At 26.0% G+C, this 25,509-nt stretch carries 23 protein-coding genes and 1 tRNA gene; 5 read left to right on the forward strand and 19 right to left on the reverse strand.

The genetic code is table 11. From position 1 onward, the window contains the following. From Q0J69_RS07265 to Q0J69_RS07310, 10 genes are all read right to left on the reverse strand, one after another. The gene (locus Q0J69_RS07265; RefSeq protein WP_297205566.1) at nucleotides 1-1,176 is read right to left on the reverse strand and encodes a hypothetical protein; all 1,176 of its coding nucleotides are present in this window, start codon (nucleotides 1,174-1,176) and stop codon (nucleotides 1-3) included. A 1-nt stretch (nucleotide 1,177) separates the two neighbouring features. Then, nucleotides 1,178-2,677, reverse strand: coding sequence for a hypothetical protein (locus Q0J69_RS07270; protein ID WP_297205569.1), 1,500 nt, complete (start codon nucleotides 2,675-2,677; stop codon nucleotides 1,178-1,180). A gap of 12 nt (nucleotides 2,678-2,689) precedes the next feature. Beyond that, complete coding sequence (locus tag Q0J69_RS07275; RefSeq protein WP_297205572.1) at nucleotides 2,690-4,090, reverse strand: hypothetical protein; 1,401 nt, start codon at nucleotides 4,088-4,090, stop codon at nucleotides 2,690-2,692. 62 nt (nucleotides 4,091-4,152) lie between these two features. After that, on the reverse strand, nucleotides 4,153-5,466 hold the full coding sequence (locus Q0J69_RS07280; protein WP_297205575.1) for a hypothetical protein: 1,314 nt from the start codon (nucleotides 5,464-5,466) through the stop codon (nucleotides 4,153-4,155). 97 nt (nucleotides 5,467-5,563) lie between these two features. Beyond that, nucleotides 5,564-6,220 carry a hypothetical protein gene (locus Q0J69_RS07285; RefSeq protein WP_297205578.1) on the reverse strand — a complete coding sequence of 219 codons (657 nt, stop codon included), beginning with the start codon at nucleotides 6,218-6,220 and terminating at the stop codon, nucleotides 5,564-5,566. Beyond that, complete coding sequence (locus tag Q0J69_RS07290; protein ID WP_297205580.1) at nucleotides 6,210-6,755, reverse strand: hypothetical protein; 546 nt, start codon at nucleotides 6,753-6,755, stop codon at nucleotides 6,210-6,212. The genes Q0J69_RS07285 and Q0J69_RS07290 overlap by 11 nt, the downstream gene beginning before the upstream one ends. Before the next feature lie 89 nt (nucleotides 6,756-6,844). Next, on the reverse strand, nucleotides 6,845-7,531 hold the full coding sequence (locus Q0J69_RS07295) for a hypothetical protein (RefSeq protein ID WP_297205582.1): 687 nt from the start codon (nucleotides 7,529-7,531) through the stop codon (nucleotides 6,845-6,847). Nucleotides 7,532-7,555: 24 nt separating this feature from the next. After that, entirely contained in the window at nucleotides 7,556-8,170 is a 615-nt protein-coding gene (locus Q0J69_RS07300; protein ID WP_297205584.1) for a hypothetical protein, read from the reverse strand. 366 nt (nucleotides 8,171-8,536) lie between these two features. Further along, nucleotides 8,537-9,133: a hypothetical protein gene (locus Q0J69_RS07305; RefSeq protein WP_297205586.1), complete on the reverse strand. Its 597-nt coding sequence runs from the start codon at nucleotides 9,131-9,133 to the stop codon at nucleotides 8,537-8,539. Nucleotides 9,134-9,163: 30 nt separating this feature from the next. Next, nucleotides 9,164-10,717 (reverse strand): AAA family ATPase, encoded by a 1,554-nt coding sequence (locus tag Q0J69_RS07310; protein WP_297205588.1) that lies wholly within the window; start codon nucleotides 10,715-10,717, stop codon nucleotides 9,164-9,166. A 185-nt stretch (nucleotides 10,718-10,902) separates the two neighbouring features. Between Q0J69_RS07310 and Q0J69_RS07315 the strand changes: the two genes are divergently transcribed. Then, nucleotides 10,903-11,784 carry a VIT1/CCC1 transporter family protein gene (locus Q0J69_RS07315; protein ID WP_297205590.1) on the forward strand — a complete coding sequence of 294 codons (882 nt, stop codon included), beginning with the start codon at nucleotides 10,903-10,905 and terminating at the stop codon, nucleotides 11,782-11,784. A 26-nt stretch (nucleotides 11,785-11,810) separates the two neighbouring features. Beyond that, nucleotides 11,811-12,326, forward strand: a complete 516-nt coding sequence (locus Q0J69_RS07320; RefSeq protein ID WP_297205593.1) for a YcxB family protein — start codon at nucleotides 11,811-11,813, stop codon at nucleotides 12,324-12,326. Nucleotides 12,327-12,362: 36 nt separating this feature from the next. Here Q0J69_RS07320 and clpX read toward each other — a convergent pair whose 3' ends face one another. From clpX to Q0J69_RS07345, 5 genes are all read right to left on the reverse strand, one after another. Beyond that, complete coding sequence (gene clpX, locus Q0J69_RS07325) at nucleotides 12,363-13,610, reverse strand: ATP-dependent Clp protease ATP-binding subunit ClpX (protein ID WP_297205595.1); 1,248 nt, start codon at nucleotides 13,608-13,610, stop codon at nucleotides 12,363-12,365. A gap of 139 nt (nucleotides 13,611-13,749) precedes the next feature. After that, the gene (gene clpP, locus Q0J69_RS07330) at nucleotides 13,750-14,346 is read right to left on the reverse strand and encodes an ATP-dependent Clp endopeptidase proteolytic subunit ClpP (RefSeq protein ID WP_297205597.1); all 597 of its coding nucleotides are present in this window, start codon (nucleotides 14,344-14,346) and stop codon (nucleotides 13,750-13,752) included. A gap of 28 nt (nucleotides 14,347-14,374) precedes the next feature. Next, the gene (locus tag Q0J69_RS07335) at nucleotides 14,375-15,685 is read right to left on the reverse strand and encodes a trigger factor (RefSeq protein ID WP_297205600.1); all 1,311 of its coding nucleotides are present in this window, start codon (nucleotides 15,683-15,685) and stop codon (nucleotides 14,375-14,377) included. Between the two features lie 71 nt (nucleotides 15,686-15,756). Next, nucleotides 15,757-15,829 (reverse strand) — tRNA-Gly (locus Q0J69_RS07340). A gap of 53 nt (nucleotides 15,830-15,882) precedes the next feature. Beyond that, complete coding sequence (locus Q0J69_RS07345) at nucleotides 15,883-16,674, reverse strand: Cof-type HAD-IIB family hydrolase (protein WP_297205603.1); 792 nt, start codon at nucleotides 16,672-16,674, stop codon at nucleotides 15,883-15,885. 192 nt (nucleotides 16,675-16,866) lie between these two features. Between Q0J69_RS07345 and Q0J69_RS07350 the strand changes: the two genes are divergently transcribed. After that, nucleotides 16,867-17,745 carry an Rpn family recombination-promoting nuclease/putative transposase gene (locus Q0J69_RS07350; protein ID WP_297205606.1) on the forward strand — a complete coding sequence of 293 codons (879 nt, stop codon included), beginning with the start codon at nucleotides 16,867-16,869 and terminating at the stop codon, nucleotides 17,743-17,745. 83 nt (nucleotides 17,746-17,828) lie between these two features. On the opposite strand, the gene Q0J69_RS07355 is transcribed toward Q0J69_RS07350, so the two are convergent. Then, the gene (locus Q0J69_RS07355) at nucleotides 17,829-18,215 is read right to left on the reverse strand and encodes an ATP-binding protein (protein WP_297205694.1); all 387 of its coding nucleotides are present in this window, start codon (nucleotides 18,213-18,215) and stop codon (nucleotides 17,829-17,831) included. A 238-nt stretch (nucleotides 18,216-18,453) separates the two neighbouring features. On the opposite strand from Q0J69_RS07355, the gene Q0J69_RS07360 reads away from it, so the two are divergent. Further along, the gene (locus tag Q0J69_RS07360) at nucleotides 18,454-19,569 is read left to right on the forward strand and encodes a DegT/DnrJ/EryC1/StrS family aminotransferase (RefSeq protein WP_297205608.1); all 1,116 of its coding nucleotides are present in this window, start codon (nucleotides 18,454-18,456) and stop codon (nucleotides 19,567-19,569) included. A 57-nt stretch (nucleotides 19,570-19,626) separates the two neighbouring features. On the opposite strand, the gene Q0J69_RS07365 is transcribed toward Q0J69_RS07360, so the two are convergent. Together Q0J69_RS07365 and Q0J69_RS07370 are read right to left on the reverse strand one after the other, a co-directional pair. Beyond that, entirely contained in the window at nucleotides 19,627-20,853 is a 1,227-nt protein-coding gene (locus Q0J69_RS07365) for an NAD(P)-dependent alcohol dehydrogenase (RefSeq protein ID WP_297205610.1), read from the reverse strand. A gap of 175 nt (nucleotides 20,854-21,028) precedes the next feature. Beyond that, entirely contained in the window at nucleotides 21,029-22,465 is a 1,437-nt protein-coding gene (locus Q0J69_RS07370; RefSeq protein ID WP_297205612.1) for a nucleoside-diphosphate sugar epimerase/dehydratase, read from the reverse strand. A 130-nt stretch (nucleotides 22,466-22,595) separates the two neighbouring features. Here Q0J69_RS07370 and Q0J69_RS07375 point away from each other — a divergent pair, with 130 nt between their 5' ends. After that, on the forward strand, nucleotides 22,596-24,305 hold the full coding sequence (locus Q0J69_RS07375) for an SWIM zinc finger family protein (RefSeq protein ID WP_297205614.1): 1,710 nt from the start codon (nucleotides 22,596-22,598) through the stop codon (nucleotides 24,303-24,305). Nucleotides 24,306-24,351: 46 nt separating this feature from the next. On the opposite strand, the gene Q0J69_RS07380 is transcribed toward Q0J69_RS07375, so the two are convergent. Beyond that, a complete protein-coding gene (locus tag Q0J69_RS07380; RefSeq protein WP_297205617.1) occupies nucleotides 24,352-25,485 on the reverse strand; it encodes a pyridoxal phosphate-dependent aminotransferase in 1,134 nt (377 codons plus the stop codon). Nucleotides 25,486-25,509: the final 24 nt, after the last annotated feature.

Below are 25,509 nucleotides of genomic sequence, written 5' to 3' on the forward strand. Positions count from 1 at the left end.
TTATACTCCTTTATTTTTTAATATATTTAAATATTCTTTTATATTTGCAAATGGAATTAACTGAGACAGCATTAAAAAGTCATTATCATGTTTATATAAATTTTCTAATGTATTTAATAGATAATTACTATTAAATATTATTATTATTTCTATTATTCTAATAAAATATTTTTTTAATAATTTAGTATTTTCAGTTTCAAAGGCTTTTACAACATCCGCTAATAAGGCTCTATTCAATCTAAACATTTCTCTAAATAATCCTACAGCAAGAGGTCCGTGAAATCCTACAGCAAGAGGTCTATTTATGGTTAAACCTGTTAAATAATTTATTATATTTGATAAACTATATTCGGTATCTTCGCCATATATGTCAATGAATACATAATTATTTGTTTTTATCTCTTTCTCTAAATAATACTTTTTATCATCATCAAAAATAGACAAAAATGCTTCTTCATTTATATTAAAAAGATATCTTAATATTTTTATATCTATGCAAGAGTTAAGCTCTTGATTATTTTCAAATATTTCAAAAAAATACAATCTTTTTTTATTTGGTATATTTTTAAGCATATAAAATGATTTTAATTCATTTTCATTAATATTACTAATATTATTTTTAATTGATGAAAAATCATCTTTATTTATATGAATGCATTTAAAAACTTCATCAAATTCAAAATCTATTTCTTTTTTATTTAAAATTATTTTAAATATTTCCAATGTATCATAAGATATTAATGTATATAATATTCTATTAAAGTTATTATCCTCTGAATAATTTATATCATCTTTATTTAGAATATTTTTAATATGCGAATTAAAAAATAATCCTTTTTCATAAACTCCAATTTCTTTAATATGATAATTGTAAATATAATCGGTATTTTTACACTTATACTTTGATGATAGTATTTTTAATAATGCCTCTCTTTTATCATCATCTAAAATAAATAAAATATTAAGAAATGAATTTTTTATTTTTAAATCTTCTATAGAATTATAAATATTATTAAAATACTCTTTTTGAGAATCTGAAATGCTTTCATTAACTATTTTTTTACCTACATTAAGAAGCAGATTTTCTCTGTCTTCTTTATTAAGTCCATTTAAAAATACTTCTCTTTCATTTTCAGGAAGTTTATAATACATATTTTCGAATAAAGATAAAGACATATTAATTCTCCTTAATATGATCTATAAGTTTTATATTATCATTATCTTCCATAATATAATTTATAGAAGACTGATTATTCCTTTTATAGTACACAGTTTTATACAGGTTATTAATATAATCTATAATCTTATTAAATTTTTTAATATCTTTAATTCCTGAATCTAAAATATTTTCTATATCATCGCATGATTTTTGATACTGCTTTTTATTATTATCATCTAAGTCTTTTATAAGCCATGATATTTCTGTTAATTTAGCTTTGCATTTGCTTAGATATTTTATTAGTATTTGATTGTCTAAATCTGATGAATAAGCATTAAATAAACTTAAATAATTATTCATTTGATATATATTTACATATTTTGATAATGAAATAAAATCTTTTATATTTTCTATATTATTAATATATTTAAGGGAATCCAAAACATTATTAATTTCAAGCTTCATAATAATATCTAATATTCTATTAAGAACAAAACGCTCGATATTTTCCAATTGATTGTATAAAGCAGCAATAATAGAAATAATCTGTCCTCCGAAAAGAACAAGCATGCGAAGTCCTTGAGAGCCGTTTGTTAAAAACTCTCTGATTTCAGAATTCATGCCGCTTTTATTAAGAAAAAAAGTTTCTATATCTTTTGCATCTTTAAGAAATATCAAATTATTATTTCCGCTGCTCCATAAAGTATTAACTATGCTTGTATTATTAGGAAATATAAAGCCTATACCGCTTTCTGTATTAATCCAAGCAAAACTGGTACCGCTTTTATTATTTAAATCTATTTTTTGATTATCCATATTATTTCTGAATATTTCTAAAAAAGCCTCTTTATTTGTATTAAGCATATTCCTAAGAATTTTTATAAATGCAACGTCCCTAAGTTCATCCGTATTTTCAAATTGATTAAAAAAGTATTCTTTTTTGTCTTCAGGTATATTAAAAAGAACTTCTAAAAATTTTGAATTAAGCTCTCTTGTATCATAATAATTATCAAAGTTATAATCATATTTTCCAAAAAAATCATTAGCTTGAGAACTTATATTAATATATCCGAATGAGTTTAAAATTTCTATAACTTTTGATGATATTGCAATATATATAATTCTGTAAAACTCAGATTCATTTCCTTTAATGTTTTCTATAATAGAATCGATATCATTTTTTCTGTTTGGAACTATATTTTTTATATTATCTTTGGACATGCTATAGGAGTAATTTATTTTGCAGTCATTTATAGTTTCAAATATTTGTAAAAAATCATTTCTTTTTGATTTGATTATGCTGTTAAATACGGTCAAAAAAGAGTTTTTATCATTATCAGGTATGCTGCTGAATATATTTTTAAAATATTCTTTTTTATTATCATCAACATTTAATAAAGCATTATCTCTATTTATTACAAATAATAATTTTTCTTTTTCATTTCTAGGCAGACTCTTAAAAAAAATCTCTCTTTCATTTTCAGGAAGACTGTAATAAATATCCTCATAAAATGCCATATTAAAAACTCCTTAATTAATGTACTCTATATATTTAATATTTTCGTCTTCATCATCCATTATATAAGCCAAAGAAGATTTATTATGCTTTTTATAATAGGCATTTTTGTATATATTATTGATATGCTCTATAATTTTATTAAACTTTTCTTTGTTTTCAATTCCTCTGTCAAGTACAGAGTCAATTTCTTTACATGACTTTTTATAATCTTCTTTAATTGCATGCTCAAAATCTTCTATAAGCCATGATATTTCTGTTAATTTTGCTTTACATTTACTTAAATATTCTATATAGATATCATTATCTATACTTGTAGCATTATTATTATAAGTAAACTCGTTATCATTAATTTGTGTTTCTTTTGCATTTTTTTCTGATTTATTTGAAACATTTGAGAATAAATTTATATAATCTTCTAATTTTTCTAATACAACAATTGATGAAAAATGATTTACACTTTCCTGCATATTTTCATCTAAACTCTCAAATATATCAATAAGCTTTTTAGTTTGAAAATTAACAATACTCTCAAAGATTCTTAAGAAAAAGAAAGATTCTATTTTAGACTGAAAACATTTATATATATCAATAATCCTACTATAATTATAAGAATCTTCCAAATAATCTAATATAGTTTTTTTTTCATCTGTAGTAGAAAGAGAAGTTCCCCATCTCCATGCTCCAGCATAACTAATATCCCTAACATTATTTATATCTGCTTCTTTTACATTTTTAAATATATATAAAAATAAATCTCTATCCATATTTAATACTACTCTAAACATTTTGATAAACTCTGAATCTTTAAACTCTGAATTCTTTTCAAATTCTTCAAAGAAATATATTATTTTTTCTTCAGGAAATTTATAAAGCATATTAAGAAGTTTTTCATTATTATTTTTATAATAGTTATATTTACTTTCAAGTGAATAAATATTCAGAAGTGAATTATTAAAATAGTTATATGATATTTGAGAAATTACTGATACAACTTCTATAATTTTTATATCAATAATAAATTGCAATATTCTTCTAAATTTTCTTAAATTCAAAAATTTATTTAATTTTTCTTTATACTGATCAAATATATCTGCTATAATAGTTAGGTTGTTATACTCTTCTGAAATTCTTTTATCATTAATATTATTAGAAACAATATCTAATAATATTTCTCTTTTATCTTCATCTAAATAATTAAAAATATCAATAAATGATTTCTTTGTTTTTTCATCTTTCAATTCTTTATAAATACTTTCGAATCTTTCTTTTTGATTATTGGATACATTTGAATAAAGATCATTTTTTTTCAAAGAAAGCATTAATGATTGTCTGTCTTCTTCTGACAAACTATTTATAAAAGTTTCCCGCTCATTTTCTGGGAGGCTGTAATACATATCCTCATAAAAAGCCATATTAAAAAACTCCTAAACAATATTGAATATTATATATTATATGCCTTTATAATTCAAATCTTTTATATTTCTATCTTCTCCATAAGCTCAATCTCATCATCTATATCCATTATAAGCAATAGAGTAGATTTATTATACTTCTTATAATAAGCCGTTCTGTAAAGCTGATTTATATCATCTATTATTTCATTTAACTTATATTTATCGCTTATGCCGAAGTCCAAAATATTTTCTATTTCCAAACAGGCATTATTATAATATTCTTTTACAGCATACTCAAAATCTTCAGAAAAATATATTATATCTTTAATTTTTTCTTTGCATTTTGATATATATTTGTAGTCTATATAATTACTATTGACAATCTCTATTTCTTCTTCTTTGCTTTCCTCTGTATAACTGAATATATTTAAATAGTTTTCTATATTTTCAAATGTTATATAATATGAAAGAAGCAGAAAATTTTCTCTTATATCTTCTCCAAGGCTGTCAAAAACCTCTAATAATTCTTTAACCTTAAACTTCAAAACAGATTCTAAAACTCTGAAAAATACTTTGCATTCTATCTCTGATTTTAATATCTCATAAAAACTATTTATAGAACTGTAATAATCAAAATATATATTTCTGCAAACCTGAGAAGAGTAAATGTTATATGATTTATGTATGTATGATTCCTTATTTATATCCTCAAAAATATCTAAAAAAAGTTCCTCATCCATATCAAGTATTACTTCAAGCATCTTAATAAACTCATTATTTTTAATGTGATCATTATTTTTAAACTCTTCAAAGAAAAATATTCTTCTCTCTCTAGGTATATTAAAAAGTATATTCAATAATTTCTCAGAACTTTTGCCTTTATATTTATGCTTGTATGAATTCATTTTTATATAAGAATTATTTACTAAACTGTATTCATAATTATATAATTCTTTTAATATCTCAGACATCTTTATATCTATAATAACTTTTAAAAGTCTTTTAAATAAAGTGTCATCAGAAAATCTTAAAAGTTTATTCATGTCTATTTTTTCATAATCCTTACATATATTTTTTAAATCATTAAAGTCATTAAAAAAATATAAAGCATCCGTATTTATATTATTAAAAAGCATCTCCAATAATAAATATCTTTTCTCTTCATTTAAATTATTAAATATATATAAAAAAGCATCCTTATCTTTTTCTTTCATCATTCTTTCGTATATATTAGTAAATTTTTCTCGCTGTTTATCTGATGCATTTTTTAAATATAAATTATTTCTTTTAATAGTTCCAAGCAGTTCGTTTTTTTCTTCTTCGGATAAGCTATTAATAAATATTTCTCTATCGCTCTCTTCTAAATTATAATAAATATCGTCATAAAAAGACATAATTCTCTCATCCCCCTTAACAACTATGTCCAATATAAATTAAAATTATAAACAATATTTAAATAATTTCTATATTAATAATAAATATTTTTTAATATTAATTTTCAACAAACTCATTAACATTTATAGTTTCTATAAAATTAATATCTTCATCATTATCCATTATAAAAGCAAGAGATGACTTATTATTTTTTTTATAATAAGCACTTCTGTATAAATTATTAATATAGTCTATAACATTATTAAATCTATCAACAAAATCATTAATGCTCTTTGTACCTTTCATAGTATTAAAATCTTCTTCCAAACTTCTTTGCAAATCTAAACAAGAATCTTCATAGCTTTTTCTTGAGGCATAATCAAAATCTTTTATAAGATTTTTTACTTCCTCTATCTTTAATCTGCATTCATTTGCTGAAGAGTTTATTTTTATTTTAAACTTTTCTATATTTATTTTTATAGTTTCTTTTTTGTTTTCATCATTTTTATCTTCTCTATTTTTTGATTCATTATTTTCTTTATTGCCGTATACAGAATTACTATTGCTATTTTCACCGAACATTATATCATAAGTTATATCATCTATATCATCTGCTATACTGTTTAAATTATCTGCTACCGTATTGGCAAGCTCTTCAATATTGTCAATAAAATCCATAAAGTTATAATATGTATTTCTATTGGAATTACTGAAGTTTTTGAACTTATCCTTTAATTCATTAACTTTTTTATCAAAAGAAGTATTATTGCTCATTAATATCCTCCAGTTTTATTAAATCAAGCTCATTATCATCATCCATTATAAAAGCAAGAGATGATTTGTTATGCTTTTTATAATAAGCACTTCTGTATAAATTATTTATGTATTCTATAGTTTTATTTAAATCATCATAAGTCTTTATATATTCTAAACTCTTTTCCAAATCTATACAAGAATCTTCATAACTTTTTCTTGAAGAATAATCGAAGTTTTCTATTAATTCTTTTATCTCTTTAATTTTATCTTTGCATTTATTAATAATATTGATGCTTATATCTTTTTTAAGCTCTTTGCTGTCGGCAATGATTTCTTTTTCTGCTTTTTTGTCTTTTGACATAGTATGACTGTTTATTTCTTTAACAGCCGCTGCATTACTATTTTTTGATGATGTTCTTTTTATTCTAGCATTGTTTTTATTATTTTTTCTATTTTCTGCCTTCTCTATTTTTTCATTTAAAAACTGCAAAGTGTCTTCAAATTTCTCATCAAAACCATCAACAGCATCTGCAATAATTTCAAAAATACTCATAAAAATACCTCAATATATTTAATTTATAGTATTATTATAATAAATATTTATGACAAAAAATGACGCTGTTTTTAATTTTTTATAAAAAATTAAATATTCTCAATCAAATCAATATCGTCTTCTTCTACATCCATTATATAAGCGAGAGAAGATTTATTATGCTTTTTATTATAAGCATTTCTGTATAAATTATTAATCTCATCTATAATTTTATTAAGTTCATATTTATTGTCAATACCGTTATTTAATCTTTTTTCTATATCATCGCATTCTTTATGATAATCATTTTTTATCATATATTCAAAGTCTTTAGAAAGTTCTTTTATTTCTTTTAATTTATCCATGCATTTCTGATTTATGCTGTTTATTTTTTCTTTTATATTTGAAGCCTCTGAATATAGTTTATTAGTTTCATCAACTATATCATTTAACTTATTTAAAGCCTTTTTTATATCTTTTGATAAATTAGCTTTAGCATTTTTTAACTGTTTTTCTATTTCTTTTTCTAATGCATTGCATTCTTCTATTAAAGCATTATCATTCAAGCAATTTTTTAGGGATAATACTTTTTCCTTGCAGTTATTTAATGTGTCTTTAAATATTTCTATATGCTGAGATATATCTTCTTTTACTAATTTTGATTTGGATTTATTTTTAGTGGAAACTTTAGAATTAGCTGATGCCTTCTTTTTAACTGATTTTTTTATAATTTTTATTTTAGTTGATTTTTTTACTGATGCAGTTTTTTTAGATGACGGTTTCTTTTTAGATGCCATAGTTTTTTAATCTCCATTTTTTAATTAAATATTCTCAATCAAATCAATATCGTCTTCTTCTACATCCATTACATAAGAGAGAGATGATTTATTATGTTTTTTATTATAAGCATTTCTGTATAAATTATTAATCTCATCTATAATTTTATTAAGTTCATTTTTATTGTCAATACCGTTATTTAATCTTTTTTCTATATCATCGCAGTCTTTATGATAATCATTTTTAATAGCATATTCAAAATCTTTAGAAAGTTCTTTTATTTCGTTTAATTTATCCTTACATTTTTTTATACAGTTTTTTATTTCTTTATCATTATTTATTCCCTCTTCAAAAGTACCATCAATATCTCCAAAAATATCTGAAAATAGTTTATCTTTTTTCAAGTCTGGAAATTCTTTTAATATATCTTTAAAAAATTCTTTTGAATTTTTATCATCTAACTGTATATTTTCTTTACTGGTTTTAGTATATGTTTTTGCTGACTTTATTTTATCTAAAATATTCTTATTATTTTTCAGCTTTGGAAATTGCTCTAATAAATCATTTATAAGTTCTTCTTTCATATTTTTATCATCTAATTCTTCATCTTTAAATATATTTTCCAACATACTTTTATTATTAAAATCTAAACTATACATTTCAAAAGCTTCTTTTATATTATTAAAAAACTTTTCTTTTTGAGATTCTGATAAATCTGAAAATTGATTTAAAAATTTTTTCTTTTCATTTTCTGAAGATGATATTTTTTAAATTCATCCTCAGTCATAGTAGTTTCTACACCAAAATTTTTTATATTTAAAATCTTCTTAATCATCTATGTAATTTAAATTTGTATATAGATCTTCTTCAATGATTTTATTATATTTTTTATTTTCTTTGATATTTAGCTCCTGATTATAAAAATTTGTATTAATTCTTTATACTTTTATAAAAATTGTATTAATGAAAAAGTAAAAAACTATTCATTAATACAATTTATAATAAATACATTTAAATTTATTAATCTAATTATTTTTATACTCTTTAAATATGTATTTAACAAAATATTTTACAGCGTTCTCATAACTTTTAATATTTATTTGATTATCTTTTTTTACTTCAAGAATTGGAGGAAAGTACTTATTAGGATCTGGCTCTTCATTTTCTATTCCGCTTATACTTTCTATAATATCATCAGTATCTACTGAATAATCTTCAGGAAAATCATAAATATCTATCATGTTTTTATCTTTGTTAGTAAGCATCTTTTGTACATTGAATCCTTTTGGTATGCCTGCCATTTTTTTCTTATCCAAAACTATTTCTCTTTTAATAAGTTCTTCCTCATTTACAGCTTTATTTTCTAAAAGGAAGTTTACTATATTATTTACACAATCTCCCATAGGGTTAACGCCTAAAGCACTGTTGTCTGGATTATCAATAATTATATTAAATTTATCCTTTTTCTTAATCAATGTGAATTTCAAATTTTCATTATCAAAATCTGATTTATTTAAATCATAATTTCTCGTAGTTTTGAACCCAAATTTTCTAAGAGCTTTAATAAAAATATCTTCATTAATATCGCTGTCAATTAAAACTACTGTTATTTTATCTTTCATAGTGATTTTCCTCCAATCTTTTTATTTATATTACTGTATAAAAGGATTATACTGTTCTTGTTTTAATTGAGGAACAGGCTTATCTTTTGAGGCTGAATCTTCTTCCCAAGCATTAGATGAAGCTAGTACTGCCCTTGCTTTTGCCCATCTTCTCATATCGCTTATATTTTCTTTCATAGTTTTTGATATAGGGTAGGTTCTTTTCATGGCTTCTATTATATGCTCAGTTGTTACTTCCTTATCCTCATCAAATGCCCTGAACAATGCCTCTTTTATAGCTTCTTCTATTTCAGCACCTGAGAATAACTCACATTCATCTGCAATTTTAGAAATATCAAAATTTTCGCTTTTTCTTTTGTATTTTCCTAAATGTATTTTTATTATCTCTTCTCTGTCTGGCTTTAAAGGCAAATCAACAAAAAATATTTCATCAACACGTCCCTTTCTTAAAAGCTCTGGAGGAAGACCAGATATATTATTTGCAGTGGCAACAACGAATACTGGTTTTTTCTTCTCCTGCATCCAAGTTAAAAATGTTCCAAGCACTCTTGAAGTAGTGCCTCCGTCAGTAGCTCCTGATGACTGCATACCTGAAAGCCCTTTTTCTATCTCATCTATCCAAAGTACTGAAGGAGAAACAGCTTCTGCTATTTTTAATGCTTTTCTAATATTGCCCTCAGATTCTCCTACTATACCAGCAAATATTTTACCCATATCTAATTTAATAATAGGAAACTGCCAAGCTGCACCTACCGCCTTAGCACATAAGCTTTTTCCTGTTCCCGGTATACCCAATAATAATATTCCTCTAGGTGTTTCAAGTCCGTAATCTTTAGCTCCCTGCTCAAATGCTCTTCCTCTTCTTCTAAGCCAATTCTTTAATATATCAAGTCCGCCTATATCATCCAATGTTTCATTATGATGATAATATTCCAAATGACCGCTGTTTTTAATAATTGTTTCTTTCTCTGATATTATTATTGGTATCTCTTCCTCTGTTAATTTTCCTGCCTGTACTATTGCTTTAGAAAATGCTCTTTTAGCTTCCATTATAGTTAACCCTAATGCAGAATCAACAAGTTTTTCTTTATTTCCGCTTGGGGTTACATCATATTGCTTGCATGTATGCTCAAACATTACTGTCAAATCGCTTCTATCTGGCAAATCTTCCTCTACAATATAAACATCCTTCTCTAATTCAAGAGGCAGGCATCTTTTTGTTTGTAAAAGTATTAAAGTTCTGTCGCTGTAATTACTGTATCCAATATCTCTCATTTTGCTTATTAATCTTGGATTATCTTTTAAAAATAAATCATAGTCCTGAAGCATTAGTACAGAATCCTTTGCCTCATCGCTTTGATACCAATCCAAAATAAATAATGCATCGTCCTTGTCTTCTATTGAAGTAGATGTTTTTCCGTTATTTGACATCTTTTTAAGCCCTGAGGTAATGCTCCATTTATACCATGTTCTTTTTAATTCTGCAGCTGTTCTTGAAACTTCCCCTTCTATTCTCATAGTTTCATAGCTTATAACCTGCACAATATTTATAGATGAACGTATTAATATGCTTAAATTTATCATAAAAAATCCCCCAAAAAATAGTATGCTTTTATGATAACATATATATAAAAAATGTAAACTCTTATATTGTAATAAGCATAAAAACTATTATTCTAAAAACTATATTTATTTATATAAAAAATGCTAGAAATTAAAACAGTTTTATAGTACTATATTGCACAAAACTATACTTATTGGATATACCAATGGACAACGCTATTTCAAAAGAAACTATAAAATTTTTATTAGAATTACAGCAGAATGAAGTTACTGAGCATTCTGTTTATTTAAACTTAGCAAAGTTCGTAAAAAAAGAAGATGATAAAAATGTTCTCTTAAGCATAGCAAAAGAAGAATATGCACATGCTAAGATATTAGAAAAATATACGGGTAAAAAACTAAAGCCTAATAAATTAAAAGTATTTAAGTTTTTTATATTAAGTATAATTTTTGGATACACTTTTGTTATAAAAATAATGGAAGGCGGCGAGAAGAATGCTGAGTATGTATATTCAAAAATAGTTTCAGAAGTACCCGATGCAAAAAAGATAGCATTTGATGAAGATGAGCATGAAAATAAACTTATAGCTATTTTGGATGAAGAGAGATTAAAATATGTAGGTTCTATGGTGTTAGGTTTAAGCGATGCATTAGTTGAAATAAGCGGAACATTGGCAGGGCTTAGTTTTGCTTTGCAGAATAATAAACTTGTTGCATTATCTGGAATAATAACTGGAATATCAGCTACTTTGTCTATGGCTTCTTCTGAATATTTATCAGCTAAGGCGGACGGAGATAAAAATGCTTTTAAATCATGTCTTTATACAGGGATAATGTATTTGATAACTGTAAGTCTTTTAATACTTCCTTATTTAGTATATCCTAATAATCATTATTTATATGCATTAATTACAATGCTATGCGTAGTTGTATTCATTATATTTTTCTTTACTTACTATGTGTCGGTTGCTAAAAGTTTGCCTTTTAAAAAAAGATTTTTTGAAATGGCAGGAATTAGCTTGACTGTTGCTGGTATTAGTTTTTTGGTTGGTCTTTTAGTTAAACATTTTTTAGGTATAGATATATAATAATTTAATGGAGTATAAAAATATAAATGAAAAAAAATTACAAGTATAAATTATCAGAGGATGATTTTATAGATTTTCAGCTTTACTATTTAAAAATGAATTCTAAAATGACAAAATCTGTAAAAACAACAATAATAGTATTGATATCGCTTTATATAATTGTTTTTGCAGCGATGGCAGTATATTTTAGAGATAATGCATTTTTAATATTAATAATAGCCGTATTAGTGTCAGCTTTTTCAATAATACAAATATTTACATACAGAAAACGCTTGGAAAAGAAAATAGTAAATAAAGTGAAAGAGTATATAAGGTCTGGTAAACTTGATAAAGTTCTCGGAGATAAAGAGCTTGAAGTTTATGATGATAAAGTGGTATTCCATGAAAAAAGAGGAACAAGCTCATTTAATAAAGAAGATATAAAAAATATAGAAAGCAGCGATAAATCAGTTTTTTTATATATAGATGAAATGTCAGCAATCATTGTACCAAAGCATTGTTTAACAGGCGAAGATGTAGATTTTTTATTGTCATATAAATAGAAATTAAGTGCAGATTTTCTCTGCACTTTTTATATTTTATTTTTCTTCTGTTATACCAAGTCTTGAACAAACATAATCTTTGTTTAATTCAAATACTTTTTTCTCTTTATCATTTGAAGGCATATCATACATTGCATCAAGCATAACACGTTCAAATAAGGCTCTTAATCCTCTTGCTCCTGTATGCTCTTCCATAGTTTTTTTAACTATTGATTTTACTGCCTCATCATCAATTTTTAATTCTATATTGTCATAAGAAAATAATTTTTGATACTGCTTTATTAAAGCATTTTTAGGTTCTTTTAATATCCTTAAAAGCTCTTCTTCTTTAAGTTCTTCTAAAGTGGCTATTACTGGAAGTCTTCCTATAAGCTCTGGTATAAGACCGTATTTTACTAAATCTTCAGTTGCAATATTTTTCATTATCTCATCATAATTAAGATTATCCATAGAATTAACTTCAGCGGCAAATCCCAGTCCTTTTTTTGAAGTACGCTCAGCAATGGATTTTTCTATATCAATGAAAGCTCCTCCGCATATAAATAAAATATTTGAAGTATCTATATGAAGATTGTCCTGATGAGGATGCTTTCTTCCGCCATGAGGAGGAACTGTAGCAATGGTACCTTCAACTATTTTTAATAAAGCCTGCTGAACTCCCTCGCCTGATACATCCCTTGTAATAGAACGTGATTCGCTTTTTCTTGAAATCTTGTCTATTTCATCAATATAAATTATACCTTTTTCTGCAAGTTTTATATCGCCGTCAGCATTCTGTATAAGCCTAAGAAGAATATTCTCAACATCATCTCCCACATAACCAGCTTCAGTTACAGTAGTAGCATCTGCAATAGCAAAAGGTACATTCAAAGCCTTAGCTAAAGTGCGTGCCAATAATGTTTTACCGCTTCCTGTAGGTCCTATTAAAAGCACATTAGACTTTTCTATTTCTACATCATTTTTATCATCAGCACTCTGAGTTATTCTTTTATAATGATTATAAACAGCAACAGATAAAACCTTTTTAGCATAATCCTGACCAATAACATATTCATCAAGCAATGCTTTTATTTGCTTAGGCGGAAGTACAGTTATTTCATGCTCTTTTGATTTTGATTTCATCTTGCTTTGTGAATGCATATTAAAATAATCATTAGCTATAGCAGAACAATCAGAACATAAATATCCTTCATTTCCTTCAATATATCTGCTTAATTCCTTTAATTCTCTTCCGCATAGAGAACAGACTTCTTTTTTATCATAACTATTATTTTTTTTAGACATATCTCTCCAATTCTTAATAAAGAAATTTTAATTTATATATTCTATATCATAATAAAACTATTGCAATAATAAAAAATAATAAAAGCTAATAAACTTTTTCAAGAATATTAGCTTTATTAATTATTTATTTAATAATAAATTATTCTCTGCTTGAGAAAACTTTATCTATAATTCCATATTCTTTAGCCTCATCAGCACTCATGAAATAATCTCTGTCCATATCAGCTTCAAGTTTTTTAATATCCTGACCAGTATGATTAGCCATAATATTATTAAGTATGCTTTTTAAACGTATAGTTTCTTTTAATTGTATTTCCATGTCAGTAACCATACCTCTAGAACCGCCTGAAGGCTGATGAATCATTATTCTTGAATTAGCAGTGGCAAATCTTTTACCTTTAGCTCCTCCTGCCAAAAGCAAAGCACCTGCAGAAGCAGCTTGTCCTACACATAAAGTAGCAACATCTGGCTTAACATACTGCATAGTATCATACATTCCTAAAGCAGCAGTAACAACTCCGCCAGGACTGTTTATATACAATGATATATCTTTTTCAGGATCAGCAGATTCTAAGAATAAAAGCTGTGCTATAACTACATTAGCCACATCATCATTTATCTCTCCGCCTAAAAATATAATTCTGTCTTTTAAAAGTCTTGAATATATATCGTAGGAACGCTCTCCTCTGCTTGTTTGCTCTATAACATAAGGTATAGTCATGTAATTTCTCTCCATCTTATCTATATTACCTCTTTTTTATAAATTAATATCCGCCCCAAATATCGCTTTCTTCAGGCTTGAATTTACCTGCATCTTTTTCGGATACCTGTACATGTTCTTTAACATAATCCAAAATAGCCTCAGAAGTAGCTCTGTTTTGAGCATCACGCATTATATAGTTTATAATATTTTGCTGTTCTTCTTTAGGAAGTTTAGCAAGTCCCATATAACTTTGATATTGATACATTCTATTAGCATATTCTTTTGCCTTTTCTTCATTAACAGTAATAGAATCTTTATAAGTTTCAGCAAGTTTAGCCATTATCATATCAAAAGTTATTTGTTTTCTTACATTCTCTTCATATTCTTTTCTTATATCTTCATCTGTTTTAGCAACAGAAATTAAGAAATCTGTTTTGCTCATTCCTCTGCTTGACATAGATCTTTCAAATTCATTTAAAGATATTTCCAATTGCTCTTCATAATATCCTTTAGGAAGAGTCATATTAACTAATTCTATTAATTTATTAAATAATGTATCATTTATAAGTTCGCTGTTTGCTCTCTCTTCAGCTCTTTTTATCAAATGATCTTTTAAAGATTCTTTAACTTTTTGTCTGTCTTCTTCTTTAGAATCATCCTTCATATCTGGTTTTTCTACTTTTAGAATATTCATTATTAAAGTAGCTTCTATTCCATCAACATAAGTTTTAAGAAGTTTTTTATCATCTTTTTTTACGCCTACTGCATTTCTTGAGAAAATACTTTCATTTTCATCATCGCTTGCAACTACTGTCAATTCTTTATTGTATTTTTGATTAGCATCATCATCAAATTCTATTTTTACATAAACTCTGTCGCCTATTTCTGATTTTAACTCGCTTTCATTAAAATGAGAAAATCTATGAAGAGAAAGTTTATAAGCCTCTTCAACAACACTGTCATCAACAGTATATTTATTTTTTTCTACACTTATAGAAGACAAATCAGGCAAATTAAATTCAGGTATAGGATAGTATTCATAAGTAAGATGAAGTCCGTCATCTTTATTTTCTAAATCAAGAAGTTTAGGAGTACCCATAGCTTTGACATTTTTTTCATCATGGTAAGTATTCCAAGCCTCATCTATTAAAACTTCATTAGTAGCACCTTCTAAAGCCTCTCTATATCTTGAAAGTATAATATTATTAGGAGCATGTCCTACTCTGAATCCTTTAACATTAACTCTAGGCTTATAATATTCTATTTGCTTTTCTAATTCCTTATTATAAGCATCTTTTGAGATTGTGAGTTTGAGTGTAACCAAATCCTTGTCATCGGTTGAAGTTTCAAAATTTAAATCTTTAATATCCATTTTTAATAATACCTTTAAATTATAATAAAAAAATACCCCAACAGAAGAAAATCTATTGGGGATTTAATATGAGCGGGAAACGGGACTCGAACCCGCGACAGTCTGCATGGCAAGCAGAAACTCTACCAACTGAGTTATTCCCGCATAGACATGTCAAATACTATAACATAATAGAAGAAAAATGTCAATACTTAAATTTATAAATCCAAAAATTTCTCTAAAAACTTTCCAACTCCGTTTTCATCATTCCTTAAGCATATATAATCAGCATTTTTCTTTACATCTCCTTCAGCATTTTCAACAGCAACTCCTGTACCAGCATACTTAAGCATTTCTATATCATTGTAATTATCTCCGAAAGCTACTATCTCTTCTCTTTTTATTCCCTTTATATCACAAAGCCATTTCAAAGCACTGCCTTTATTTATTCCATAAGCAAGTATCTCTAAAAAATTAGTATGAGAAAATGATATATCCGCTTTAATATTATTTTTTACTTCATCTTGTATGGTTTCTAAAATATATCTTTCGCCTATAAAAAGCATTTTACTGAAATAAAAGTCTTTAGCATTATCCAATCCTATCACAGTATCTGTAATATTTTCTTTTTCTATATATCTTTTAAAATAAATATCTTCTTCTGAAACTATATATTGATTTCCGCTGTAAACATGAAGGTATATATCTTTATGCTTATATTTATTATAAATATCTATTATATACATAGCAGTATCTTTATTGATAGGTTTATTATAAATAAAATCTCCGTTACTGTCTGCTATAATTGCTCCATTAAATACTATTGAATGATTATCATTTTCAATAATATCTTTATAGCGTTTCATTCCTTCAAAAGGTCTTCCTGTAGAAAATATAATTTCTATTCCATTATTCATTAATTTTTTTAAGACTTTTTTATTATAATTGCTTATTTCACTGTTATTATTTAATAAAGTTCCATCTAAATCTGTAGCTATAAGTTTTATCATAAAAATATATTATCACAAAAAAACTCAAAAACAAGTACTATTTAAGAAAATTTAATATGCTTATAAAATGCATTTACCATTATTTATATAAGACTAATTAAAAACATTCTAGTTAAAATTAAGTAATGTGTCAATTATAAATTCATTTTTTATTGCTTTGACAAAATATTTTGTTTTTATTATAATGTTTATATGGCAAATGATTATAGCAATATAAAATATTTTAATACCTTGAATGACTATTTTGTAAGATACCTTTTTTCTGATAAAGGAAGCGAAGCAATATTGTTGGATTTCATTAATTCAACAATGCTTGACTCTGGTATGAAAACTTTCAGATCGGCAGAGATTTTAACACCATTCAACTACAAAAAAAATTATGAGGACAAGGAAAGTATTACAGATGTCAAATGCATTACACAAAATGGATCAGTTGTTATAATAGAGATTCAGCTTCAAGGCAACTCAAGATTTCCAGAGAGAATACTTTATTATTGGGCATCTAATTACAGCAAACTTTTAAAACAGGGTGAAAAATATGATGCTCTAACTCCTGTAATAAGCATTAATTTGCTTAATTTTAATTTAGATGACAGCAATAATATACATTCATGCTATATGATTTATGATACAATTAATCAAAAACTTCTTACAGACCATCTGCAAATTCATATAATTGAACTCAAAAAATTTAAATATAATTTATTAGAACCAGATTTAAATTGCTGGCTCAAATTTTTTACTATGAGAGATAATAAGGAGGAAGTTATGTCTGAGTTAGTAAAAGAAAAACCTATAATGGAAGAAGTACAAAAAAAATATAATAATTTTATAAAAGACAGATTAATGATGAATGAATATGATAAAAGACAGGCATATTTATACGGCAATCAGATAATGCTTGAAGAAGAGAGAAGATTAGGTATTGAAGAGGGTATTAGACTTGGTATAGAAAAAGGAGAAAAAAATAAATCAATACTAATAGCTGGAGAAATGAAGAAAGAGAATATGAGTTTAGAACTTATAAGCAGATTGACAGGATTAAGTATAGAAGAAATAGAGAAACTATAATAAATAGTATTACTTATTTCTTAATTAAGAAAACTAAAATCTTTTGATATATGCATACAATATGTCAATACTTTTATTGCTAATTAATTTCTATATTTAATCATAACTATCTTTCTTCCGTTATTTTCAAAATAGAAATCATCAGTATAAAGCGATATTAAGAAAATTCCTCTTCCGCTGTCTTTATATATATTATCCTGTGATTCTGTAAGTTCAATCATAGCCATTATATAATCAAATCCATTTCCCTCATCCTCTATGATAACTTCAACATATTCATCATTTATATTAAAGTTTATATCAACTTTTTTATCAATATTGTTACCGTTGCCGTGAACTATGGCATTTGTTAAAGCCTCTTCAAATGCCACTTGAAAAGCATCGCATTCTTTTATTCCATTTGTATGCAGAAATGTAAGAAAGTCGCTGGAAACTTTGGCTATATAGGATTTATCACTGGGTATTTTCATGGATAAAGTCATTTCTTTTGTTAAATATTTTACGCACATATTCACTGTTTTATCATCTCTGCTATGCTTATTACTGTATTTAATATATAGTATAGTAAAATAATATTCATTGTCAAGATTCTTTATGTTTTTTGTTCTTATAAAAAACATTAACCATATATTTTATTTATTAAATTAATATTGACAATAATTATAATATGAATACAATTTATATAATAATTTTTTAAAGGATTGTTTTATGAAATATATGAACCTTTACAGAGGATATGAAAAGAGAAAAGAGGCTATAGATAAGAAGATATTTTCTATTATAGAGAGGAGTCAGTTTGTGTTTGGTCAGGAATTAGATGAGCTAGAAAAAGAATTATCAAATTATACAGGTGCTAAATATGCTGTAGGCGTATCATCAGGTCATGTGGGGTTAGTACTTTCTCTTTTGGCATTAGGGTTCAATGCTGGTGAGGATCATTCTCAAAAAGAGGTAATAGTTCCTGCTATGACATTTTTTTCTACTGCTGAAGCTCCTGCTTTTTTAGGAATGAAGGTAAGAGTTTGCGATATTGATGAATATTTTAATATGGATGTAAAAAAACTAGAGAGTTTAATTAATAAAAATACTGCTGCTATTATACCTGTTAATTTATTCGGACAATGTGCTAATTTTGATGTTATACTGGATATAGCTAAAAAGAATAATATATTTGTTATAGAAGATGCATGCCAGTCTTTCGGAGCAAGCTATAAAAATATTAAATCATGTTCTGGTAAGTTAGGAGATATTGCTGTTACTTCATTCTTTCCTGCCAAGCCTTTAGGATGTTTCGGAGATGGAGGGATGGTATTTACTAATAATGAAGAGCTATACAAAAACTTAAAACAGCTTCGACATCATGGTGATGAAGGAGGAATGATACATGTTAAATTAGGTACTACTGGAAGATTGGATAATATGCAGGCTGGTATTTTGTTAGAAAAGTTTAAGGGATTTGATGACGATATGAATTATAGGAGAAGTGCTGCTGAGTATTATAATGAAAAATTAAAAGATGTTGTAAAAGTTCCAAAAATAGCAGAATATACTCAAAGCGTGCATGCTCAGTATGTTATACAAGTGGAAAATAACAGAGATGAAGTTAGAACAAAATTAAACGAATTAGGAGTTCCTACAGCTCTTTATTATCCTCATCCTATACATTTAGCTCCTATACTTGTGAAAAAATTAGGCTATAAAGAAGGTGATATGCCAGTATCTGAATATGCTTCAAAACATAATATAGCATTGCCTATAGATAATGATATTTTAAGAGAAGAACAGGACATTGTTATAGAGGCTCTAAAGAAAGTATTATCTTAAATTATTATAAATACTCTGCAGAAGTAAATGTAACTTCTGCAGATATAAAAAATATAATTAATCATTAAGAGTTTTCATGTCTATTACATATCTGAATTTTACTTCACCATTAATAACTTTATTGTAAGCATCGGATATAGCCTGAGCATCAGCATTAATTATTTCTACAGGAGGATATATATTATTAGCTACAGAATAATCAAGCATTTCCTGAGTTTCTTTTATTCCGCCTATTAAAGAGCTAAATACTTTTCTGCTTCCATTAAAAATAACTAAATCTGTTATATCTAGCGAAGGGCTGTCATTATGAGGAGGTATTCCCAAAATGCACATAGTTCCATTTCTTTTTAATATATTCATATACATATTAAGATCATACTTAGCAGGTATTGTACTTATGATATAATCTAAAGTATTATTAATATTTTCTAAATCTGAAGTATTATTAATATTAATATATTTAAAAGCTCCCATATTTAAAGCATCTTGTCTTTTATCTTCTGTGATATCAAATACAGTAACTTCAGCACCCAATTTAACAGCATACTGTAAAGCCATAGAACCTAGTCCTCCAAATCCTGCTACTCCTACTTTATCTCCTTCTTTTATATTCATTACTTTTATAGGAGAATAAGTAGTAACTCCTGCACAAAGCAAAGGTGCAACTTTATTAAGTTCTGCATTATCAGGTATAAGTATAGCAAAATTTTCTGAAACAACTATATTATCAGAATATCCTCCTTGTGTTATTTCATTATCATGGAATCTGTCTTCAAAGCCGTAAGTAAATACCGTTCCATTTAAACAATACTGTTCCTGATTATTTAAGCAATTAACACATTCTCCGCATGAATTAACCATACATCCAACACCTGCCAAATCTCCCACTTTAAATTTTGTTACATCACTTCCAACCTGTACCACTCTTCCAGCTATTTCATGTCCAGGTACGAATGGGTGAGCTGCTTCACCATGTTCTCCATTAACCGCATGTATATCACTATGGCAAATTCCTGCATAAAGTATTTCTATAAGTATATCATTGCTTCCTACAGCATGTCTTGTAAACTCCCTTTTTTCAAAATCCATATTTGTAGAAATAGCCATAAATCCTATTGAATTTATTTTGCCGTCATTATTAGTTGATATATTAATAGGTGCTTGAATAATAGCATTATTTACTGATGCAGAGTTTGAAGAACTTTGATTTGAAGATGATTGCGTATTATTACTGCATGAAAAAAATAATGTAAGAATTGATAATAAAAAAATAATATTTCTCATAAATTATACTCCATTTAATTTTTACAAATTATATCATTGGAGTTCACTCTAATGTCAATATGATTTTATGATTATTATTTACATTATTTTTTTAAATTAATTAGATAAAAATTTATTAAAAACAAAATAGAAGTTTATTTTTGATAAACTATATTTATTTAGGTATATATTATTTTTATCCAGTATACTCTTCTATATATTTTCTCATAAGCATTTTTATAGTTTCTTTATCCGCATCAAGAGAGGCTATATCAAAAGCATCAATCATAACTTTTCGCTCTTCTGGTGTTAAGCATTTTACAGGGTCTTTAGCTATGAATAATTTTTTGTACTGCGAAGGAACTAATGTTTCATCATCCATCAATATCTCTTCATAGAGTTTCTCGCCTTCCCTAATTCCAGTAAATATAATAGGAATATCTTTTTCAGTAAGTCCGTACATTTTAAGCATATTTTTAGCCAAGTCTAAAATCCTTACTGGCTTTCCCATATCCAAAGTAAATATTATTCCATCATTTAAAGTACATGCTTTAATTACAAGTCTTGCGGCTTCTCTTATAGACATAAAAAATCTTACCATTTCAGGATGCGTAACAGTTAATGCTTTGCCCTCTCTTATCTGCTTTTCAAATACTGGTATAACACTTCCGCTGCTTCCTAAAACATTTCCAAACCTTGTTATTTTAAATGCTGTATTATTTTGCTCATGCGATAATGACATTATCATTCTTTCGCATATTCTTTTGCTTGCTCCCATTAATGAAGTAGGGCGTACTGCTTTATCTGTAGAGATAAATACAAAGTTTTTTATATTATTTTTAATAGCTAAAGTTGCAATATTTTCTGTAGCTAATATATTATTTTTAATAGCTTCTTCAGGATAAGCTTCCATAAATGGAAGATGCTTATGAGCAGCTGCATGGAAAATTATATCTGGCTTTTCTTCTTTTAAGATTTTATCAACTTTAACATAGTCGCGTACATTTGATATTATATACATGAATTTGTGTTTATGTTTTTCATTATTTCTGTCATTTAAAGACATTATAAGATTATGAACAGCACTTTCAGAATTATCCAAAGCCATAACTTTTTTTAGAGGAAGTGTAATTAACTGCCTTACAAGTTCGCTTCCTATAGAGCCTCCGCCTCCTGTAACTAATATTGTTTTATCTTTATAGTATTCAGAAATTTCTTTTTCATCAAAACCAATTTCCTCTCTTCCAAGCAAGTCAGAAGGCTCAAGATTTCTTATATCTTTTATAGAGGCATTTCCCTTTATTATTTCAAAAAAACATGGCAGTATTTTATATCTTATTCCAGTGGGGTATATAATATCCAATATTCCAAGAAGTTCTTTTTGTTTAAGGGTAGGTATTGCAATAATTATTTCTTCTATATCTATATTATTTTTTTTATATTCCTCTATTATTTTATCTATATCTTTTACCTTGCCTTTAACTTCTATAGAATGTAATTCTTTTTTATTCTCATCATCATCTAAAAAGCAAAGTATATTATATTCATTATTATCATCAGAAGTTAATATTTCAGATGCAAGTGTTTCTCCTGCATTTCCAGCCCCAATTATCACTATATTTTTTTTATTCATTTATATTTAAATCCTAAAAAATATTTTAAAGTAGTATATATTTTTTTTATTTATTATACAAGTTTTTTTCTGTAATTATATATATTGCCTATCTTTGACAATATATTAATTTTAGTATATCATATTATCAATGACTGACAAAATTAATAATTTAAAACAATACATAAATGAAAATTTTCTGCTTACTTTAACAAGTAAAGGCATATATAACAGAGCTGTTAAAGATATTGATAATATTATAAATAATAACCCTGAAAAGATAAAATTGGAAGAATCAGAAGATAAAATAAAAGTAATAATAGATACATCAGAAGTTACTTTAAATGATTCAGATATAAAAGCAAGTAAATGCACATGTCCTTCAAAAGATATTTGCAAACATATAATAATGGCTCTTCTATATATAGAAAATATAAGTTCAAATAGTGCTGAAATAGATAAAAAAGCATCAGAAGAAGAAATTAATACTGATAATAATTCATTTGATGAGGTTAAAAATATTCCCTTTAATGAGATTAGAAAATTAAGCACAAAAAAGAATTTTGAATATGCATTAGACAGATTTTATGAGGATATAGAAGTTCAAATAAAAGAAGATGCTATGCTTGAAATATGTATACCAGAAGAGGATACAAATGTTTATTTCCCTAAAAATGACAGTGTGAAAAAAGCAGTATGTTCATGCAAGGATTCTTCTTTATGTTCTCATAAGATAATTGCAATACTAAAATATAAAGAAATGTACGGTACTTTAGAGGAAATAAATGAAGAAGACAAAGAAATAGATGAAAATATTTTAAAATTTTCAAAAGTTTTTGCAGAAAGTATATTTGAAAAAGGTTTATACTCATGCAGTGAAAAGGATTTTGATATAGCAGAACAGCTTAGCATTAAACTTCAAATGAAAATAATGCCTGAGCTTTCAAAGATGTTTAGAAGTATTGCTGACGGTATTGATGCTATGCTTAATAAAAGAGCTTCTTTTAATAAATTATTTTGTTTTTCCACTATTTCAAGACTTTATAATACTATAAATTTAATAGAAAAAGCTAAAAAAGAAAATGATAATAAAACTGTAAAATTACTAACAGGAGAAATTAGAAGCAAATATATAAATAGAAGAAGCGGTGATTTTTTAGGATTGGGGGCTTATCCTTGGATTACTTCTACAGGATACTTAGGCGTCAGTGCCTATTTGTATAATTTGAATTCTAAAAATACCGCTTTCTTTTCGTATGTTATACCTACATTTTATGATAATGCCAAAATTTCTTATGAAGATGTTAGAAGCAATTACAGAAAAAAAATGCATTTTGAAAATAATCTTTCTATAGAAGAAGTTTCTAAATTTAAATCTAAATTTACATCATATAAAATTAACAGCGAAGAGAGAATATCATCAAGCAAATATACTTCTGTTATATTAAATGACAGAGTAGATTCTAAGTTACTTGAGCAGATAAAAGCATCAAAAAATAATGAAGAATTATTTGCAGAAACCTATAATGATGTACTTAATATAGATTTTAATTATGATTATTTTAATAGAAATGACAAAATAAAAATTATAATAGCTAAGTTTCAAAGAATAGAAAATATAGATTTTGATAAAGTGCAGCAAATACTTTATTTTGATATAGTGAATAATGATGATGAGAGATTAACTTTAAATATTAAATATAATTCAATTAATTCAAATGGTATTAAATATATAATGAATTATAAAAACTCTGATATTGATAAAGACAGATTTATATTATTAGAAAAAACTAAGTATTATATACGTCCTATAAGTATAATAAATGTTAATGCTGTTATAAATATATTTTTTGAAAATTAAAATATGTTTAGCATATAAATATAATATACTAAACATATTAAAAATATTATTTATTTACAAATTTTTTTATTCTTTCAGCAGCCTCTTTTAATAAAGGTATATCCTGTGTTAAAGCTATTCTAAAATAATTCTCGCTTCCAAAAGCAATACCCGGTACTACAGCAACACCAGTTTCATCAAGCATTTTCATACAAAAATCAATAGAATTTTCTTTTGAGAACTTGCTGTATCCTACAAACAAATAAAATGCTCCCCTAGGTTCTATAACATCAAATCCTAAATCTGATAATTCTTTAGACATTATCATAGCACGTTCTTTATATGTATCTCTAAAACTTTCAATGAAAGGACAATTTTTTAAAGCATATTCAGCTATAGCACATGAAAGAGCAACCATGCTTCCCACATTATTAAAACTTGCATTAATAAAGCATTTTCTTACATATTCAGGCGATATGCTGTATCCTATTCTCCATCCAGTCATAGAATGAGATTTAGAAAAACCATTGAAAGCAATAACTTTATCTTTTATAGAAGGATAAGATGTGAATGATGTAAAAGGGTAAAAAGATATAGCAGAATATATTTCATCAGCTATAATAAATATATCCTTTTTTTCAAAGTATTTAACAAGTTCATCCATTTCTTCTTTTTTAAGCATATATCCAGACGGATTTCCAGGATTACTGAATAGTATTGCTTTAGTTTTGCTTGTAACAGCTTTTTCTATAGTTTCAGGTTTTAATACGAATTTATCTTCGCTTGTATCCAAATAAACAATTTTTCCATAAGCTAATTTAATAGCCCATTCATAAGGAGAAAAAAACGGTGTAGGAAGTATTACCTCATCATCAATATTTAATATAGTTCTAAATACAGAAGAAATTCCTTCCATAGAACCAATATGCATTAAAATATTATTAGCATTAACATTAGAGCCATAATATTTATTATAATGATTAGCTACAAGCTCCCTTAATTCATTTGAACCTCCCGCCTGCGTATAACCTAATGCATGAGTTTTTGCATACTCATATCCATAATCAATAAATTCTCTAGGAGGCTGCAAATCAGGCTCTCCTATAGTAAGCATTATAGCATTTCCCTTTTTTTGAGCTTTTTCAGTGAATTCTCTAATAATAGAATAAGGTACAGTAAGTATATTTTTATTAAGCTCCATGATAGACTCTCCGTATATTTTTTA

The organism is uncultured Brachyspira sp., assembly GCF_944388875.1.
Classification (GTDB): domain Bacteria; phylum Spirochaetota; class Brachyspiria; order Brachyspirales; family Brachyspiraceae; genus Brachyspira.

Bases quoted from the DNA above. Each gene is read 5' to 3' on its own strand.
- Q0J69_RS07275 (WP_297205572.1), bottom strand. From the start codon at position 4,090: ATGGCTTTTTATGAGGATATGTATTACAGCCTCCCAGAAAATGAGCGG.
- Q0J69_RS07285 (WP_297205578.1), bottom strand. From the start codon at position 6,220: ATGAGCAATAATACTTCTTTTGATAAAAAAGTTAATGAATTAAAGGAT.
- Q0J69_RS07290 (WP_297205580.1), bottom strand. From the start codon at position 6,755: ATGAGTATTTTTGAAATTATTGCAGATGCTGTTGATGGTTTTGATGAG.
- Q0J69_RS07335 (WP_297205600.1), bottom strand. From the start codon at position 15,685: ATGGATATTAAAGATTTAAATTTTGAAACTTCAACCGATGACAAGGAT.
- clpX (WP_297205595.1), bottom strand. From the start codon at position 13,610: ATGTCTAAAAAAAATAATAGTTATGATAAAAAAGAAGTCTGTTCTCTA.
- Q0J69_RS07310 (WP_297205588.1), bottom strand. From the start codon at position 10,717: ATGATAAATTTAAGCATATTAATACGTTCATCTATAAATATTGTGCAG.
- Q0J69_RS07355 (WP_297205694.1), bottom strand. From the start codon at position 18,215: ATGAAAATACCCAGTGATAAATCCTATATAGCCAAAGTTTCCAGCGAC.
- Q0J69_RS07320 (WP_297205593.1), top strand. From the start codon at position 11,811: ATGAAAAAAAATTACAAGTATAAATTATCAGAGGATGATTTTATAGAT.
- Q0J69_RS07265 (WP_297205566.1), bottom strand. From the start codon at position 1,176: ATGTCTTTATCTTTATTCGAAAATATGTATTATAAACTTCCTGAAAAT.
- Q0J69_RS07380 (WP_297205617.1), bottom strand. From the start codon at position 25,485: ATGGAGCTTAATAAAAATATACTTACTGTACCTTATTCTATTATTAGA.
- Q0J69_RS07280 (WP_297205575.1), bottom strand. From the start codon at position 5,466: ATGTCTTTTTATGACGATATTTATTATAATTTAGAAGAGAGCGATAGA.
- Q0J69_RS07270 (WP_297205569.1), bottom strand. From the start codon at position 2,677: ATGGCATTTTATGAGGATATTTATTACAGTCTTCCTGAAAATGAAAGA.
- Q0J69_RS07315 (WP_297205590.1), top strand. From the start codon at position 10,903: ATGGACAACGCTATTTCAAAAGAAACTATAAAATTTTTATTAGAATTA.
- Q0J69_RS07350 (WP_297205606.1), top strand. From the start codon at position 16,867: ATGGCAAATGATTATAGCAATATAAAATATTTTAATACCTTGAATGAC.
- Q0J69_RS07295 (WP_297205582.1), bottom strand. From the start codon at position 7,531: ATGGCATCTAAAAAGAAACCGTCATCTAAAAAAACTGCATCAGTAAAA.
- Q0J69_RS07360 (WP_297205608.1), top strand. From the start codon at position 18,454: ATGAAATATATGAACCTTTACAGAGGATATGAAAAGAGAAAAGAGGCT.
- Q0J69_RS07305 (WP_297205586.1), bottom strand. From the start codon at position 9,133: ATGAAAGATAAAATAACAGTAGTTTTAATTGACAGCGATATTAATGAA.
- Q0J69_RS07370 (WP_297205612.1), bottom strand. From the start codon at position 22,465: ATGAATAAAAAAAATATAGTGATAATTGGGGCTGGAAATGCAGGAGAA.
- clpP (WP_297205597.1), bottom strand. From the start codon at position 14,346: ATGGAGAGAAATTACATGACTATACCTTATGTTATAGAGCAAACAAGC.
- Q0J69_RS07345 (WP_297205603.1), bottom strand. From the start codon at position 16,674: ATGATAAAACTTATAGCTACAGATTTAGATGGAACTTTATTAAATAAT.
- Q0J69_RS07300 (WP_297205584.1), bottom strand. From the start codon at position 8,170: ATGTATAGTTTAGATTTTAATAATAAAAGTATGTTGGAAAATATATTT.
- Q0J69_RS07375 (WP_297205614.1), top strand. From the start codon at position 22,596: ATGACTGACAAAATTAATAATTTAAAACAATACATAAATGAAAATTTT.
- Q0J69_RS07365 (WP_297205610.1), bottom strand. From the start codon at position 20,853: ATGAGAAATATTATTTTTTTATTATCAATTCTTACATTATTTTTTTCA.